This window comes from Pseudomonas guariconensis (genome assembly GCF_015680235.1).
Taxonomy (GTDB): Bacteria; Pseudomonadota; Gammaproteobacteria; order Pseudomonadales; family Pseudomonadaceae; genus Aquipseudomonas; species Aquipseudomonas guariconensis_A.
Map to the genome: position 1 here is coordinate 101,978 of NZ_JADLJL010000008.1, position 15,119 is coordinate 117,096.

14 protein-coding genes are annotated in these 15,119 nt (G+C 64.9%); 9 read left to right on the plus strand and 5 right to left on the minus strand.

Going from position 1 to position 15,119, the window contains the following annotated elements; all coding sequences use genetic code 11:
- The first annotated feature begins 47 nt into the window (after positions 1-47).
- The 6 genes from xerD to IRZ56_RS08590 all read left to right on the plus strand — a co-directional run bounded on the left by xerD (position 48) and on the right by IRZ56_RS08590 (position 5,781).
- Positions 48-944 (plus strand): site-specific tyrosine recombinase XerD, encoded by an 897-nt coding sequence (xerD, locus tag IRZ56_RS08565; RefSeq protein ID WP_196144560.1) that lies wholly within the window; start codon positions 48-50, stop codon positions 942-944.
- Between the two features lie 151 nt (positions 945-1,095).
- A complete protein-coding gene (locus IRZ56_RS08570) occupies positions 1,096-1,845 on the plus strand; it encodes a DsbC family protein (protein ID WP_196144561.1) in 750 nt (249 codons plus the stop codon).
- 82 nt (positions 1,846-1,927) lie between these two features.
- Complete coding sequence (locus tag IRZ56_RS08575; RefSeq protein WP_196144562.1) at positions 1,928-3,232, plus strand: homoserine dehydrogenase; 1,305 nt, start codon at positions 1,928-1,930, stop codon at positions 3,230-3,232.
- Between the two features lie 54 nt (positions 3,233-3,286).
- Positions 3,287-4,696, plus strand: a complete 1,410-nt coding sequence (gene thrC / locus IRZ56_RS08580) for a threonine synthase (protein ID WP_196144563.1) — start codon at positions 3,287-3,289, stop codon at positions 4,694-4,696.
- Positions 4,697-4,983: 287 nt separating this feature from the next.
- Positions 4,984-5,379: a response regulator gene (locus IRZ56_RS08585; RefSeq protein ID WP_196144564.1), complete on the plus strand. Its 396-nt coding sequence runs from the start codon at positions 4,984-4,986 to the stop codon at positions 5,377-5,379.
- 120 nt (positions 5,380-5,499) lie between these two features.
- A complete protein-coding gene (locus IRZ56_RS08590) occupies positions 5,500-5,781 on the plus strand; it encodes a DUF3509 domain-containing protein (protein ID WP_196144565.1) in 282 nt (93 codons plus the stop codon).
- A 187-nt stretch (positions 5,782-5,968) separates the two neighbouring features.
- On the opposite strand, the gene IRZ56_RS08595 is transcribed toward IRZ56_RS08590, so the two are convergent.
- Together IRZ56_RS08595 and IRZ56_RS08600 are read right to left on the minus strand one after the other, a co-directional pair.
- Positions 5,969-6,841, minus strand: coding sequence for a TIGR02285 family protein (locus IRZ56_RS08595; protein ID WP_196144566.1), 873 nt, complete (start codon positions 6,839-6,841; stop codon positions 5,969-5,971).
- Between the two features lie 10 nt (positions 6,842-6,851).
- On the minus strand, positions 6,852-8,051 hold the full coding sequence (locus IRZ56_RS08600) for a CaiB/BaiF CoA transferase family protein (RefSeq protein WP_196144567.1): 1,200 nt from the start codon (positions 8,049-8,051) through the stop codon (positions 6,852-6,854).
- Between the two features lie 130 nt (positions 8,052-8,181).
- On the opposite strand from IRZ56_RS08600, the gene IRZ56_RS08605 reads away from it, so the two are divergent.
- From IRZ56_RS08605 to IRZ56_RS08615, 3 genes are all read left to right on the plus strand, one after another.
- On the plus strand, positions 8,182-8,724 hold the full coding sequence (locus IRZ56_RS08605; RefSeq protein ID WP_196144568.1) for a YaeQ family protein: 543 nt from the start codon (positions 8,182-8,184) through the stop codon (positions 8,722-8,724).
- Between the two features lie 30 nt (positions 8,725-8,754).
- A complete protein-coding gene (recJ, locus tag IRZ56_RS08610; protein ID WP_196144569.1) occupies positions 8,755-10,464 on the plus strand; it encodes a single-stranded-DNA-specific exonuclease RecJ in 1,710 nt (569 codons plus the stop codon).
- 266 nt (positions 10,465-10,730) lie between these two features.
- Positions 10,731-11,837 (plus strand): NADH:flavin oxidoreductase/NADH oxidase, encoded by a 1,107-nt coding sequence (locus tag IRZ56_RS08615; RefSeq protein ID WP_196144570.1) that lies wholly within the window; start codon positions 10,731-10,733, stop codon positions 11,835-11,837.
- Positions 11,838-11,947: 110 nt separating this feature from the next.
- Here IRZ56_RS08615 and IRZ56_RS08620 read toward each other — a convergent pair whose 3' ends face one another.
- The 3 genes from IRZ56_RS08620 to IRZ56_RS08630 are packed head-to-tail and all read right to left on the minus strand — an operon-like array spanning position 11,948 to position 15,119.
- The gene (locus tag IRZ56_RS08620) at positions 11,948-13,372 is read right to left on the minus strand and encodes a gamma-aminobutyraldehyde dehydrogenase (protein WP_196144571.1); all 1,425 of its coding nucleotides are present in this window, start codon (positions 13,370-13,372) and stop codon (positions 11,948-11,950) included.
- Between the two features lie 15 nt (positions 13,373-13,387).
- Entirely contained in the window at positions 13,388-14,194 is an 807-nt protein-coding gene (locus IRZ56_RS08625) for an ABC transporter permease (RefSeq protein WP_196144572.1), read from the minus strand.
- A complete protein-coding gene (locus IRZ56_RS08630) occupies positions 14,184-15,119 on the minus strand; it encodes an ABC transporter permease (protein ID WP_196144573.1) in 936 nt (311 codons plus the stop codon). The genes IRZ56_RS08625 and IRZ56_RS08630 overlap by 11 nt, the downstream gene beginning before the upstream one ends.

The following is a 15,119-nucleotide window of genomic DNA, read 5'->3' on the forward strand; positions in this document are numbered from 1 at the left end:
TGTTATGAAAGACTAAGCGCCAATTCGTCGTTTGCCACCGAGTTTTCATGTCCGCCCTCGACCACCCCCTGATCGACCAGTTCCTTGATGCCCTATGGCTTGAAAAAGGCCTGTCCGACAACACCCGCGCCTCCTACCGAAGCGACCTGGCCCTGTTCAACGGCTGGTTGCAGGCGCGCGGCGTGGCGCTACCGGACGTGGGGCGCGAACTGATCTTCGATCACCTGGCCTGGCGCGTCGACCAAGGCTACAAACCACGCTCCACGGCGCGCTTTCTTTCCGGGCTACGCGGCTTCTTCCGTTACCTGCTGCGCGAGCGGCTGGTCAGCGTCGACCCGACCTTGCAGGTCGACATGCCGCAGTTGGGCCGACCCTTGCCCAAATCCCTCTCCGAGGCCGATGTCGAGGCGCTGCTCAAGGCGCCGGATCTGGGCGAGGCCATCGGCCAGCGCGACCGGGCCATGCTCGAGGTGCTCTATGCCTGTGGGCTGCGGGTCACCGAGCTGGTCAGCCTGACCCTCGACCAGGTCAACCTGCGCCAAGGGGTGCTGCGGGTCATGGGCAAAGGCAGCAAGGAGCGCCTGGTGCCGATGGGGGAGGAGGCGGTGGTGTGGCTGGAGCGCTACCTGCGCGATGGTCGCAACGAACTGCTCAACGGCCGCCCCAGCGATGTGCTGTTCCCCAGCCAGCGGGGCGAGCAGATGACTCGGCAGACCTTTTGGCACCGCATCAAGCACCAGGCGCGGGTGGCCGGGATCGACAAGCCGCTGTCGCCTCATACCCTGCGCCATGCCTTCGCCACCCACCTGCTCAACCATGGCGCTGACCTGCGCGTGGTGCAGATGCTGCTGGGACACAGCGACCTGTCCACCACGCAGATCTACACCCACGTGGCCAAGGCGCGCCTGCAACAGTTGCATGCCCAGCACCATCCGCGTGGATGAATGATTTTCATGTTCCGACCTGTGGCCTGTGAGGGCTGATTTAGCGCCTACCGGTTGTGGTAGGCTTGGACGGTTTCCAAGGGCCGCACGGTCGACGCCCGCTTGCCGCATGTCGACGCCCTCCGGCCCCGTCCGCCTTCAGGAGTACCCCATGCGCGTGACCCATCTTTTCGCCGCCGCCGCCCTGGCGCTGGCCAGCACCTTTGCCGTGGCTGCGGCCAGCGACGCCAGTGCCGGCGCCGAGCAGGCGATCCGCAACACCCTCAAGACGCTTGAGCTGGAAGTCCCGATCGAAAGCGTGGCCAGCAGCCCGGTCAATGGCCTCTATGAAGTCAAGCTTCAGGGTGGTCGCGTGCTGTATGCCAGCGCCGACGGCCAGTTCGTGATGCAGGGCTACCTGTACCAGATCCAGGACGGCAAGCCGGTCAACCTTACCGAGAAGACCGAGCGCCAGGGCATCGCCAAGCTCATCAACGGCATTCCGACTGCCGAGATGGTGGTTTATCCTGCCAAGGGCCAGACCAAGTCGCACATCACCGTCTTCACCGACACCACCTGCCCGTATTGCCACAAGCTGCACGCCGAAGTGCCCGAGCTCAACCGTCGCGGTATCGAAGTGCGCTATGTCGCCTTCCCGCGCCAGGGCCTGGGCTCGCCGGGTGACGAGCAGTTGCAGGCGGTCTGGTGTTCCAGCGACCGTCGCGCGGCACTGGACAAGATGATCGATGGCAAAGAAATCAAGGCCGCCAAGTGCGCCAACCCGGTCGGCAAGCAATTCCAGCTGGGCCAGTCGATCGGCGTCAACGGCACGCCTGCGATCGTCCTGGAAAGTGGCCAGGTGATTCCGGGCTACCAGCCGGCCCCTCAGGTGGCCAAGCTGGCTCTGGCGCAAGGCAAGTAATTCAAACAGTACGCCGTCTTCATGGGGAGACGGCACGTTTCACGGTCGGCGCAGGTGCCGGCCGTTCAATGGGGAGTTCACAGTGAAACCGGTCAAAGTAGGCATCTGTGGGTTGGGGACCGTCGGTGGCGGAACCTTCAATGTACTTCAGCGCAACGCCGAGGAGATCGCCCGCCGTGCCGGGCGCGGTATTGAAGTGGCACAGATCGCCATGCGCTCGCAGAACCCGAACTGCCAGATTACCGGTACCCCCATTACCGCTGATGTGTTCGAGGTCGCGAGCAACCCGGAGATCGACATCGTCATCGAGCTGATCGGCGGCTACACCATCGCCCGCGACCTGGTGCTCAAGGCCATCGAGAACGGCAAGCACGTGGTCACTGCCAACAAGGCGCTGATCGCCGTGCATGGCAACGAGATTTTCGCCAAGGCCCGCGAGCAGGGCGTCATCGTCGCCTTCGAAGCCGCGGTGGCTGGCGGCATCCCGGTGATCAAGGCGATCCGCGAAGGGTTGTCGGCCAACCGTATCAACTGGCTGGCGGGCATCATCAACGGCACCGGCAACTTCATCCTCACCGAAATGCGCGACAAGGGCCGTGCCTTCCCCGAAGTGCTGGCCGAAGCCCAGGCCCTGGGCTACGCCGAAGCCGACCCGACCTTCGACGTCGAAGGTATCGATGCGGCCCACAAGCTGACCATCCTGGCGTCCATCGCCTTCGGTATCCCGCTGCAGTTCGACAAAGCCTACACCGAAGGCATCACCCAGCTGACCACCGCGGACGTCAACTACGCCGAGGCCCTGGGTTACCGCATCAAGCACCTGGGCGTGGCCCGCAGCACCGACGCCGGTATCGAGCTGCGTGTCCACCCGACGCTGATCCCCAACGACCGCCTGATCGCCAACGTCAACGGTGTGATGAACGCCGTGATGGTCAATGGTGATGCCGCCGGCTCCACCTTGTACTACGGCGCCGGTGCCGGCATGGAACCGACCGCTTCCTCGGTCGTTGCCGACCTGGTGGACGTGGTACGCGCCATGACCTCCGACCCCGAGAACCGCGTGCCGCACCTGGCCTTCCAGCCAGACTCGCTGTCGGCCCACCCGATCCTGCCGATCGAGGCCTGCGAGAGCGCCTACTACCTGCGCATCCAGGCCAAGGACCACCCAGGCGTGCTGGCCCAGGTGGCGAGCATCCTGTCCGAGCGCGGCATCAACATCGAGTCGATCATGCAGAAGGAAGCCGAGGAACAGGATGGCCTGGTGCCGATGATCCTCCTGACCCACCGTGTGGTAGAACAACGCATCAACGACGCCATCGTCGCCCTGGAAGCCTTGCAGGACGTGGTCGGCAAGGTCGTGCGCATCCGCGTCGAACAGCTCAATTAATGTCAGAGGCGGGCCGCGACCGCGGCCCCCACCCAGAACCGAAGGTTTGCTCCCATGCGCTATATCAGTACCCGCGGCCAGGCACCGGCCCTGAACTTCGAAGATGTCCTGCTGGCCGGCCTTGCCAGCGATGGCGGCCTGTACGTGCCGGAAAACCTGCCACGCTTCACCCAGGAAGAGATCGCCTCCTGGGCCGGCCTGCCGTACCACGAGTTGGCCTTCCGGGTGATGCGCCCGTTCGTCGACGGCAGCATCGCCGATGCCGACTTCAAGAAGATCCTGGAAGAAACCTACGGCGCCTTCGCCCACGCCGCCGTTGCGCCGCTGCGCCAGCTGGGCGGCAACGAATGGGTCATGGAGCTGTTCCACGGCCCGACCCTGGCCTTCAAGGATTTCGCCCTGCAGCTGCTCGGCCGGCTGCTCGACCATGTACTGGCCAAGCGCGGCGAGCGCGTGGTGATCGTCGGCGCCACCAGCGGTGACACCGGTTCCGCGGCCATCGAAGGCTGCCGCCGTTGCGACAACGTCGACATCTTCATCCTGCACCCGCATCAGCGCGTGTCGGAGGTGCAGCGTCGCCAGATGACCACCATTCTCGGCGACAACATCCACAACATCGCCATCGAAGGCAACTTCGACGATTGCCAGGAAATGGTCAAGGCCAGCTTCGCCGACCAGTCGTTCCTCAAGGGCACGCGCCTGGTGGCGGTGAACTCGATCAACTGGGCACGGATCATGGCCCAGATCGTCTACTACTTCCATGCAGCGCTGCAGCTGGGCGGCCCGGCCCGCTCGGTGGCCTTCTCGGTGCCGACCGGCAACTTCGGCGACATCTTCGCTGGCTACCTGGCGCGCAACATGGGCCTGCCGATCAGCCAGCTGATCGTGGCGACCAACCGCAACGACATCCTGCACCGCTTCATGAGCGGTAACCAGTACGTCAAGGATGCCCTGCACCCGACCCTGTCGCCGTCGATGGACATCATGGTGTCGTCGAACTTCGAGCGCCTGCTGTTCGACCTGCATGGTCGCAACGGCGCGGCCATCGCCGAGCTGATGGAGCGCTTCAAGCAGGGTGGCGGCTTCAGCGTCGAGCAAGACCGCTGGACCGAGGCCCGCAAGCTGTTCGATTCTCTGGCAGTGACCGACGAACAGACCTGCGAGACCATCGCCGAGGTATTCGCCAGCACCGGTGAAGTGCTCGACCCGCACACCGCAATCGGCGTCAAGGCCGCCCGCGAATGCCGCCGCAGCCTGGACACGCCGATGGTGGTGCTGGGCACGGCGCACCCGGTCAAGTTCCCCGAGGCGGTGGAAAAGGCGGGCGTGGGCAAAGCCCTGGAACTGCCGGCGCACCTGAGCGACCTGTTCAGCCGCGAAGAGCGCTGTACGGTCCTGGCCAACGACCTGAAGACCGTCCAGGCCTTCGTCAGCCAGCACGGCAACCGCGGCAAGCCGCTCTGAGGTCATCGCGGGACAAGTCGGAGCGCCGCACCGCCGTTCCCACAGGGCCCCGCTCTTCGGTAGGAGCGGGTTTGTTGTGGGGGCGGCGGTTCGACTTGTCCCGCGATCACCAGCAACGCCGGTGCCATATGCCTTGGGGCATGTTTCGCCTGTAGACCCGTTCTTATTTGAGGTCGCCGCTCGGACGTTTCTGTACTAGCTTCAGATTTTTCTTACATAGCTTTCAGCATGACGCCATTAGAGTGACCTGCCCATTCACCCCGGGCGGGACATCTCAGGAGCAGTTCATGCAATGGCTCAACGTGCTGATTCACGCACGACCTTCCCACGACATTTCTCTGCACCAGGCATGCAATGCCCACGGCGTCTTCAACGTACGGGTCGCCCAGGACCTGCTCGAGGCCAAGTCCTGCCTGGCGCAACGTGGCACGGTCGACCTGCTGATCCTGGACAATGCCATGCCCGTACGGGACGGGCGGGTCCTGCTCAGGCAGGTGGATCGCGCGCAGCGTCCCTGTGCGTTGCTGTTCGTCGGCGAGCCGGCGAGGCAGGGCGAGAGCCTGGCCCGTGAAGCCCGGCGACAGGACCTGAAGGTCGTCGGTGAGTTGTCCTGGCCGTTGTCGATGCCAACCTTGCAAAGAGCGCTGGAGTGCCTGGCGCTGCCGGCCGGCCTATCCCTCTGAGGCCGTGGTCAAACTGTCATGTCCGCCGCGCATGCTCAAGGTGACCGGCGCTGTGTGACGAACTTTCCACTGCGCCTGGTGGTCAGTTCCGATAGGTTCCACGAACAGCGAGTAAGCCGGATGGAAAGAATCTGCAAACTGCTCAACCATGCCCTGACCCCTTACCAGGCCCAGCTTGGCGAAACCGACGCCAGCGGCAACCGCCAACTCACCGTGGTCGACCAGCAAGGGGAAGTGACCCTCAAACGTTCCGTGAGCCAACGCCAGTTGCAGGACCAGCGGCTGCTGGTCGACCTGGTCGATGGTCTGCACCGGGACCTGCAGATCGCCGAAGGCCGCCTGCAACCTTGCGTGATCGCGGCTTTGCAGCACCAGCGAACATTCCAGGGAACCTTCGCCTGAACGGTTCATCAGAACCAGTAGGGGTGGTGTGACAGCGCTTTGCTCCGGTGCTGTGGGCTGCTCCTGGAGGTCCCATTGGACTTCGCTTGACCCCGGACGATTCTTCCCCAGCGTTCGGGGTTTCTTTTTTATACCGTCAGCCTTGAGAAGTATTTGTCGTGAAAGATTCGGCGCCTGTTCGATCGCGCTAGTCTTGGCGATCTTCGAAAAAGTGCCTGCTGTGTTCCAGATAGTCCCGTTGTTGCTCCGGGTCCAGCCATCGGGCATACAGCGCAGGGAGGACGTCCCGGCGCAGGTGCGGCAGTAGTTGGTCGATATGGCGGATGGCTTCGCGCCCAAGCGGTGTGTCGGTGCAGCCGACATGCAGGAACTGGTAGCGGGTCACACCCTGGATGGGATGGAACGCATAATCGTCCAGCGGCCAACCCTGCGCCTGGATCAGGTAGCGGATTTCCGGCCAGTACCCCAGCACCAGTTGCAGGCGCCCGAGCTGCTGCATCTGCAACAGGTTGGTGGTGGCTTCGTTACCGTAATGGCGGCTCACGGCGGTGTCGGGCAACTGGCGTAGCATATCGTCGACCTGGGGGCTGTAGCTGCGTTCGGCGACGATGCCAAGCTTGAGGCGGGGTTCGGCGAGCAAGCGCTTGAGGTCGACTTGCTGGCCATCGAGAAGGGGCGCCAGCATGGCCTGGTCCTGCTTGCGCACCACAACGCCGCTGCTCAGCACGCCCAGAGAAGGCGTTGAAAAATGCACGAACTTGGCCCGTTCAGGCGTCCACAGCAATGTCGGGTCGCAGGTGAAGCTGGGCTCCTGGAGCATCTGGATGCCCCGGGCACGATTGACCCGGATGATGCTGTGGTCGTATTCGGGCATCTGCGCGATCAACTGAGGCAGCAAGCGGTCGATAACGCCCTGGCCTTGGGCCACACCATCGAAGATGGTGAAAGGCGGCAGGTCGCGTATCAGCCACATCAGGCGTTCCTTGGCGTTGGCCATGGCGGGCAGCAGTCCGCACAACAGGACCAGCAGGCCAAGTGCATGTCGGACGGCCTTGGGCATCGGCGTGCCGTCAGACCGCACCGGCTTCGCGCAACCGGCGGATGGCTGGCGTGTCGTAGCCCAGGCGGCCGAGCACCGCCTCGGTATGTTCGCCCAGGGCCGGGCCGACCCATTCGGCGGAGCCGGGGGTGTCCGAGAGCTTGGGAACGATGCCAGGCATCTTGAACGGCTTGCCATCGGGCAGCTTGGCCTGGAGGAACATTTCGCGAGCCAGGTACTGCGGGTCGTTGAACATGTCTTCGGCCGAATAGATCCGGCTCGCCGGTACCTCGGCCTCGGTCAGCACCTGCATCACCTGCGCCAGCGGCAGGCTGTTGACCCAGCGGTCGATGACACCGTAGAGCTCGTCGCGGCGCAGGTCCCGGCCGTCATTGGTGGCCAGGGCCGGGTCGATGGCCAGGTCATCGCGGCCGATGGCCTGCATGAAGCGCTTGAAGATGGCATCGCCATTGGCACCGATCTGTACGTGCTTGCCATCGGCGCTGGTGTGGATGGAAGAGGGGGTGATGCCCGGCATGATGTTGCCGGTGCGCTCGCGGATGAAGCCGAACACATCGAACTCCGGCACCATGCTTTCCATCATGGCGAAGATGGCTTCGTACAAGGCCACGTCCACCACCTGCCCCTGGCCACCGTTGACCTCTCGGTGACGCAGGGCCATGAGCGCGCCGATCACGCCCCACAGGGCGGCGATCGAGTCGCCGATGGAGATCCCGGTACGCACTGGCGGGCGGTCCTCGAAACCTGTGATGTAGCGCAGGCCGCCCATGGACTCGCCCACAGCGCCGAAACCGGGCTGGTCTTTCATCGGGCCGGTCTGCCCGAAGCCCGACAGGCGCACCATGACCAGGCGTGGGTTGAGCGCATGCAGCACATCCCAGCCCAGGCCGAGCTTCTCCAGCACGCCGGGCCGGAAGTTCTCGATCAGGATGTCGGCCTCGGCCAGCAGCCGCTTGAGGATCTCACGGCCATCGGGGTGCTTGAGGTTGAGCGTCAATGACTGCTTGTTGCGTGCCTGGACGAACCACCACAGCGAAGTGCCCTCGTACAGCTTGCGCCATTTGCGCAAGGGGTCGCCGCCATCGGGGGATTCCACCTTGATGACCTCGGCGCCGAATTCGGCACAGATGCGCGAGGCGAAGGGGCCGGCGATCAGAGTGCCGAGCTCGATCACTTTCAGGCCGGCGAGGGGTTTGCTGGACGTGGGCATGGGGCATCCGTGGCGACTGGGTTGATGCGTGGTTTTATCATAGGTCATCGGTTGCAGGTACTGTCGCGGCACAACGAAGGGCGGGATCGGTTAGACTGTGTGACTTTTATTTCGCAAGAAGCCCCCGCCCATGGCCCAGCCGTCCACCACCTACAAGTTCGAACTGAATCTGACCGACCTCGACCGCGGCGTGTACGAGAACGTCCGCCAGACCATCGCCCGCCATCCTTCGGAAACCGAGGAACGCATGGCCGTACGCCTGCTGGCCTATGCCCTGTGGTACAACGAGAACCTGTCGTTCGGCCGTGGCCTGTCGGACGTGGATGAGGCCGCCCTGTGGGAAAAGAGCCTGGATGACCGCGTCTTGCATTGGATCGAAGTCGGCCAGCCGGATGCCGAGCGCCTGACCTGGTGCTCACGCCGTACCGAGCGCACCAGTCTGCTGGCCTATGGCAGCCTGCGGGTATGGCAGAACAAGGTGGTCGATGCGGTCAAGGGCCTGAAGAACCTGAGCATCGCCGCGGTGCCCCAGGACGTGCTGGAAACCCTGGCCACCGACATGCCCCGTTCGATCAAGTGGGACGTGATGATCAGCGAGGGCACGCTGTTCGTGACCGACGACCGTGGCCAGCACGAAGTGCAGCTGGAGTGGCTGCTCGGTGAGCGTGGCTGACCTGTTCCCAACCTGACTGCCGAAGCCTCCATGCGTATCGAACCTCGTCCCCTGCCACCGAGCCTGCCTTTTCTCGGTAACCTCCCGCCCTTGCTGACCCGCCTGTACGCCGCCCGAGGCGTGCAGTCGGAGGCCGAACTGGACAAAAGCCTGGCGCGGCTGTTGCCCTACCAACAGCTCAAGGGCATCGACGCGGCGGTGGACCTGCTGGTCGAGGCGCTCGACCAGCGCCAGCGCATCCTCATCGTCGGTGACTTCGACGCCGATGGTGCGACGGCCAGTACCGTCGGTGTACTTGGCCTGCGTCTGCTGGGCGCGGCCCATGTCGACTACCTTGTGCCGAACCGTTTCGAATACGGCTATGGCTTGACCCCCGAAATCGTCCAGGTGGCCCTGCAGCGCGAGCCGCAGCTGCTGATCACGGTGGACAACGGCATCTCCAGTGTCGAGGGTGTCGCCGCCGCCAAGGCGGCCGGCCTGAAGGTGCTGGTCACCGATCACCACCTGCCGGGCGAACACCTGCCGGACGCCGATGCGATCGTCAACCCGAACCAGCCCGGCTGCGATTTTCCCAGCAAGGCCCTGGCCGGCGTGGGGGTGATCTTCTATGTATTGATGGCCCTGCGCGCGCGCCTGCGCAGCCTGGGCCGCTATGACAGCCAAGCGCAGCCGAACATCGGCGAGCTGCTCGACCTGGTGGCCCTGGGCAGTGTCGCCGACGTGGTGCCCTTGGACGCCAACAACCGCATCCTGGTGCACCAGGGGCTGGAGCGTATCCGTGCCGGCCGGGCCCGGCCAGGGCTCAAAGCCATCCTCGAGGTGGCCCGACGCGACCACCGGCGCATCACCTCCACCGACCTTGGCTTCATTCTCGGCCCGCGCCTGAATGCGGCCGGCCGCCTGGACGACATGAGCCTGGGGATCGAATGCCTGCTCTGCGATGACGCGGCGCTGGCGCTGGACATGGCCCAGCAGCTCGATGGGCTGAACCAGGACCGCAAGTCCATCGAGCAGGGCATGCAGCGCGAGGCGTTGGCCCAGCTCAAGGACCTGCCGGTCGAGTCCATGCCCTATGGCCTGTGCCTGTTCGAAGCCGACTGGCACCAGGGGGTGATCGGCATCCTTGCGTCGCGGCTGAAGGAGCGTTACCACCGACCGACGATTGCCTTTGCCGACGCCGGCGAGGGGATGCTCAAGGGCTCGGCGCGCTCGGTGCCTGGGTTTCATATTCGCGACGCGCTGGATGCGGTGGCGGCGCGCCATCCGCATTTGATCAGCAAGTTTGGCGGGCATGCCATGGCGGCCGGCCTGTCGTTGCCGGCGGAGCACTTCCCGGCGTTTGCCGCGGCCTTCGACGAGGAGGTTCGCCGGCACCTTGGGGAAGAGGACCTGACCGGGCGCTTGCTGTCCGACGGCACGCTGGCGGTCGAGGAGTTCCACCTGGACCTGGCGCGCGCGTTGCGTCACGCAGGGCCTTGGGGGCAGCACTTCCCCGAGCCGCTGTTCCATGGGGTTTTCCAGTTGGTCGAGCAGCGGGTGGTGGGGGAGCGGCACCTGAAGGTGGTGCTCAAGAGCGAGTGCGGGTCGGTCAGGCTGGATGGGATTGCCTTCGGGATCGACCGGGAGGTCTGGCCGAACCCTACGGTGCGCTGGGTGGAGCTGGCCTACAAGCTGGATGTGAACGAGTTTCGTGGGCAGGAGAGTGTGCAATTGATGATTGCGCACATGGAGGCGCGGTAGTCCGGTCTGTTGGGTCAATCTCGACGCAAGTCGGACCACCGCTTCTTCGGATTTTCGAGCTCAGCGCTACCCCTGTAGGAGCGGGCTTGTCCCGCGATCGGGCCAGAACAGGCAACCAAGCACCCGGACGGCATCGGCCGTTCGACAGCAAACCAACATCCCTCACCCTCCCTATCTGGTCTAGTCTGAACACTACCGATACCGGACCAAGGCCTCACACAAGTGCCCGGACCGGCCAACCATTGGAGTCCCTGGGAGGTCCCCTCATGAGCCTGCTGCTTGAGCCCTACACCCTGCGTCAGCTGACCCTACCCAACCGCATCGCCGTCTCCCCCATGTGCCAGTACTCCGCCGCGGACGGCCTGGCCAACGATTGGCACCTGGTGCACCTGGGCAGCCGTGCCGTCGGCGGCGCTGGCCTGGTGATCACCGAAGCCACGGCTGTCACTCCCGACGGTCGCATCAGTGCCGAGGACCTGGGCCTGTGGAACGACGCCCAAATCCCCCCGCTGCAACGCATCACGCGCTTCATCACCGCCCAGGGCGCCGTGCCCGGCATCCAGCTCGCCCATGCCGGGCGCAAGGCCAGCACCCATCGCCCGTGGCTTGGCAAGCATGGCAGCGTCAAGGTCGAAGACGGCGGCTGGCAGCCGGTAGGCCCGTCGAAGATCGCCTTCGATCCGGAGCATACGGTGCCCCATGAGTTGTCCGAAGATGAAATCGCCGGCATCGTCCAGGCCTTCGCCGATGCTGCGCGCCGTGCGCTGCAGGCAGGTTTCAAGGTGGTCGAGGTGCATGCTGCCCATGGCTACCTGCTGCACCAGTTCCTGTCGCCGCTGAGCAACCAGCGCCGCGACCGCTATGGCAGCTGCTTCGAAAACCGTATTCGCCTGACCCTGGAAGTCACCGAGGCGGTGCGCAAGGTCTGGCCTCAGGAGTTGCCCCTGTTCGTACGGGTCTCGGCCACCGACTGGGTCGAAGACGGTTGGAACCCGGACGAAACCGTCGAGCTGGCCCGGCGCCTGAGAGCCATTGGCGTGGATCTGATCGATGTGTCCTCCGGCGGCACCTCGGTCAACGCCGAGATTCCCACCGGCCCGGGGTACCAGACTCGCTTCGCTGAACGGGTGCGCAAGGAGTCGGAGATCGCCACCGGCACCGTGGGCATGATCACCGAACCGGCCCAGGCCGAGCACATCCTGCGCACCGGGCAGGCCGACATCATCTTCCTCGCCCGCGAGTTGCTGCGCGACCCGTACTGGCCTCTGCATGCCGATGACGACCTGGGCGGCAACAAGGCCACCTGGCCGGCCCAGTACCAGCGGGCTACCAGCCGGGCCAACCCGATCCATGAGTCGGATTTGAGGGAGTAGCCCCGGTCAATCGCACCAATCCTAATCGCGGGACAAGCCCGCTCCCACAAGGGCCTGATGGGAGACGGTTTGCCCGCGATTGGACGGGTGTAAGCACCGGCCGGCTACTTTCAATGCTTGATCATCACATGCCGCACGCAGGTGTAGTCCTCCAGGCCATACATCGACATGTCCTTGCCATACCCCGAATGCTTCTGCCCGCCATGGGGCATTTCGCTCACCAGCATGAAATGGGTGTTGACCCAGGTGCAGCCATACTGCAAGCGCGCCGCCAGGCGATGGGCGCGGCCGGTGTCGCGGGTCCACACCGACGAGGCCAGGCCGTAGTCGGAGTCGTTGGCCCAGGCCAGGGCCTGGGCTTCGTCGCTGAAGCGCGTCACCGACACCACCGGGCCGAACACTTCGTGGCGCACGATCTCGTCGTCCTGCTGGGCATCGGCCAGCACCGTGGGTTCGAAGAAGAAGCCATCGCCTGGTAGCACCTTGCCGCCCGTGACCAGGCGGATGTGTGGCTGGGCGATAGCCCGCTGCACGAGGCCCGCGACCTTGTCGCGATGCTGGGCGCTGATCAGGGGGCCCAGCTCGGTATCGGCGGCGTCCTGCAGGCCTGGCTTGATACTGGCCACTGCCTGGCCCAGGCGCTCGACGAAGCGTTCGTAGATGCCGTCCTGCACATAGAGGCGGCAGGCGGCGGTGCAGTCCTGGCCTGCGTTGTAGAAACCGAACGTGCGGATGCCCTCGATGGCGGCATCCAGGTCGGCGTCGTCGAACACCAGCACCGGCGCCTTACCGCCCAGTTCCATGTGCATGCGCTTCACGCTTTCGGCGGTAGCACCGATGATGCGGGCGCCGGTGGGGATGGAGCCGGTCAGCGAGACCATGCGTACCTTGGGGTGGGTGACCAGTGGTGTGCCGACCGTCTGGCCACGGCCGAAGATGATGTTCAGCACCCCGGCGGGCAACAGGTCCTGGGCCAGTTCGGCCAGGCGCAGGGCGGTCAGCGGCGTCATCTCCGAAGGCTTGAGCACCACTGTGTTGCCTGCCGCCAGGGCTGGCGCGATCTTCCAGGCCAGCATCATCAGCGGGTAGTTCCAGGGCGCGATGGAGGCGACCACGCCCAATGGGTCGCGGCGGATCATCGACGTGTGCCCCGGCAGGTATTCGCCGGCCGCCGAGCCGCCCAGGCAACGGGCGGCACCGGCGAAGTAGCGGAATACGTCGGCGATGGCCGGGATCTCGTCACCCAGCGCCGCGGCGAACGGTTTGCCGCAGTTCTGCGACTCCAGCCGGGCCAGCTCCTCGCCATGGCGCTCGACCGTGTCGGCCAAGGCCAGCAAGGCCTGGGCACGGTCCTTGGGCGTGGTCTGCGACCAGGCGTCGAAGGCCTGGTCGGCGGCGCGCACCGCGGCGTCCACTTGGGCCTCGCTGGCTTCGTTGATCTGCGCCAGGGCGCTGCCCAGGGCCGGGTTGAGCACGGTCCAGGCCGGGCCTTCGCCGTTCACCAGGCGGCCATTGATCAGCATTCGGGTTTGCATGGGAGTCCTCCTAGGTCATTTGCCGCTGCCCGCAACGCTTTCGCCGCCACGGGTCAGGTAATAGGCGCCGAGAATCGGCAACATGGTCAACAGCATCACCAGCATGGCGACCACGTTGGTCACAGGTACGTCGCGTGGGCGGCTGAGCTGGTTGAGCAACCAGATCGGCAGCGTGCGTTCGTGTCCGGCGGTGAACGTGGTGACGATGATTTCGTCGAACGACAAGGCAAAGGCCAGCATACCGCCGGCCAGCAGGGCCGAGCCGAGGTTGGGCAGGATGATGTAGCGAAAGGTCTGCCAGCCGTCCGCGCCCAGGTCCATCGAGGCTTCGATCAAGCTCTGGGAGGTGCGCCGCAGGCGCGCGATGACGTTGTTGTAGACGATCACCACGCAGAATGTGGCGTGGCCGACCACGATGGTGAAAATGCCCGGTTCGATGCCCAGTTGCTTGAAGGCCGCCAGCAAAGCGATGCCGGTGATGATGCCGGGCAGGGCGATGGGCAGGATCAGCATCAGCGAGATGCTTTCCTTGCCGAAGAAGCTACGCCGGTACAGGGCCGCTGCCGCCAGGGTGCCCAGCAGCAGGGCGATCAGGGTGGCCAGGCAAGCCACCTGCAGCGACAGCTTGATCGCCTCCAGCACGTCCGGGCGCGAGAAGGCGACGCTGAACCACTTCAGGGTGAACCCCTTGGGCGGGAAGCTGAATGCGGCGTCTTCGGTATTGAAGGCGTAGAGCAGGATGATCAGGATCGGAAAGTGCAGGAACAGCAGCCCACCCCAGGCCGCTAGGCGCAGGCCCAGCGAGGCTTTTTCAGAGTGCATCGAAGGCCCCCAGGCGTTTGACGATCGACAGATACACGGCAATCAGCACGATGGGCACCAGGGTGAAGGCGGCGGCCATGGGCATGTTGCCGATCGCGCCCTGTTGGGCATAGACCATGCTGCCGATGAAGTAGCCCGGCGGCCCGATCAACTGGGGCACGATGAAGTCGCCCAGGGTCAGGGAAAAGGTGAAGATCGAACCCGCGGCAATGCCCGGTACCGCCAGTGGCAGTATCACCAGGCGGAAGGTCTGCCCAGGCCGGGCGCCCAGGTCGGCGGAGGCTTGCAGCAGCGACGGGGGCAGGCGCTCCAGCGCGGCCTGGATCGGCAGGATCATGAACGGCAGCCAGATGTACACGAACACCAGGAAACGCCCCAGGTGGGAGGTCGACAACGTACTGCCGCCCACACCGGGAACGTTCAGGGCCGCCTGCAGCAGTGGCTCCAGGTGCAACTGTTGGATGAACCACTGGGCCACGCCGCCCTTGGCCAGCAGCAAGGTCCAGGCATAGGTCTTGACGATGTAGCTGGCCCACATCGGCATCATCACCGCGATGTAGAAGAACGCCTTGGTCCGGCCACGGGTATGGCAGGCCATGTAGTAGGCGATGGGAAAGGCCAGTACCGCGCTGGCCAGGGTAACGGCGATGGCCATCACCAAGGTGCGCAGGATGATGTCGAAGTTCGAGGGGGCGAACAGTGCGGCGAAGTTGGCCAGGGTCAGGTCCGGCGTCACCGCCATGGTGAAGTCGTCGAAGGTGTAGAAGCCCTGCCAGAGCAGGCCCAGCAGCGAGCCGAGGTAGATCGCGCCGAACCAGGTCAGGGGGGGAGCCAGCAGCAACGCGAGGTACAGGTTGGGGCGCCGGTAGAGCAGGGTGCTGAGGCGGCGCGAAGGCCGGGTGTCGCGCTCCAGGGCCAGGCTCAC

Bases quoted from the DNA above. Each gene is read 5' to 3' on its own strand.
- xerD (WP_196144560.1), top strand. From the start codon at position 48: ATGTCCGCCCTCGACCACCCCCTGATCGACCAGTTCCTTGATGCCCTA.
- IRZ56_RS08570 (WP_196144561.1), top strand. From the start codon at position 1,096: ATGCGCGTGACCCATCTTTTCGCCGCCGCCGCCCTGGCGCTGGCCAGC.
- thrC (WP_196144563.1), top strand. From the start codon at position 3,287: ATGCGCTATATCAGTACCCGCGGCCAGGCACCGGCCCTGAACTTCGAA.
- IRZ56_RS08585 (WP_196144564.1), top strand. From the start codon at position 4,984: ATGCAATGGCTCAACGTGCTGATTCACGCACGACCTTCCCACGACATT.
- IRZ56_RS08590 (WP_196144565.1), top strand. From the start codon at position 5,500: ATGGAAAGAATCTGCAAACTGCTCAACCATGCCCTGACCCCTTACCAG.
- IRZ56_RS08595 (WP_196144566.1), bottom strand. From the start codon at position 6,841: ATGCCCAAGGCCGTCCGACATGCACTTGGCCTGCTGGTCCTGTTGTGC.
- IRZ56_RS08600 (WP_196144567.1), bottom strand. From the start codon at position 8,051: ATGCCCACGTCCAGCAAACCCCTCGCCGGCCTGAAAGTGATCGAGCTC.
- IRZ56_RS08605 (WP_196144568.1), top strand. From the start codon at position 8,182: ATGGCCCAGCCGTCCACCACCTACAAGTTCGAACTGAATCTGACCGAC.
- recJ (WP_196144569.1), top strand. From the start codon at position 8,755: ATGCGTATCGAACCTCGTCCCCTGCCACCGAGCCTGCCTTTTCTCGGT.
- IRZ56_RS08615 (WP_196144570.1), top strand. From the start codon at position 10,731: ATGAGCCTGCTGCTTGAGCCCTACACCCTGCGTCAGCTGACCCTACCC.
- IRZ56_RS08620 (WP_196144571.1), bottom strand. From the start codon at position 13,372: ATGCAAACCCGAATGCTGATCAATGGCCGCCTGGTGAACGGCGAAGGC.
- IRZ56_RS08625 (WP_196144572.1), bottom strand. From the start codon at position 14,194: ATGCACTCTGAAAAAGCCTCGCTGGGCCTGCGCCTAGCGGCCTGGGGT.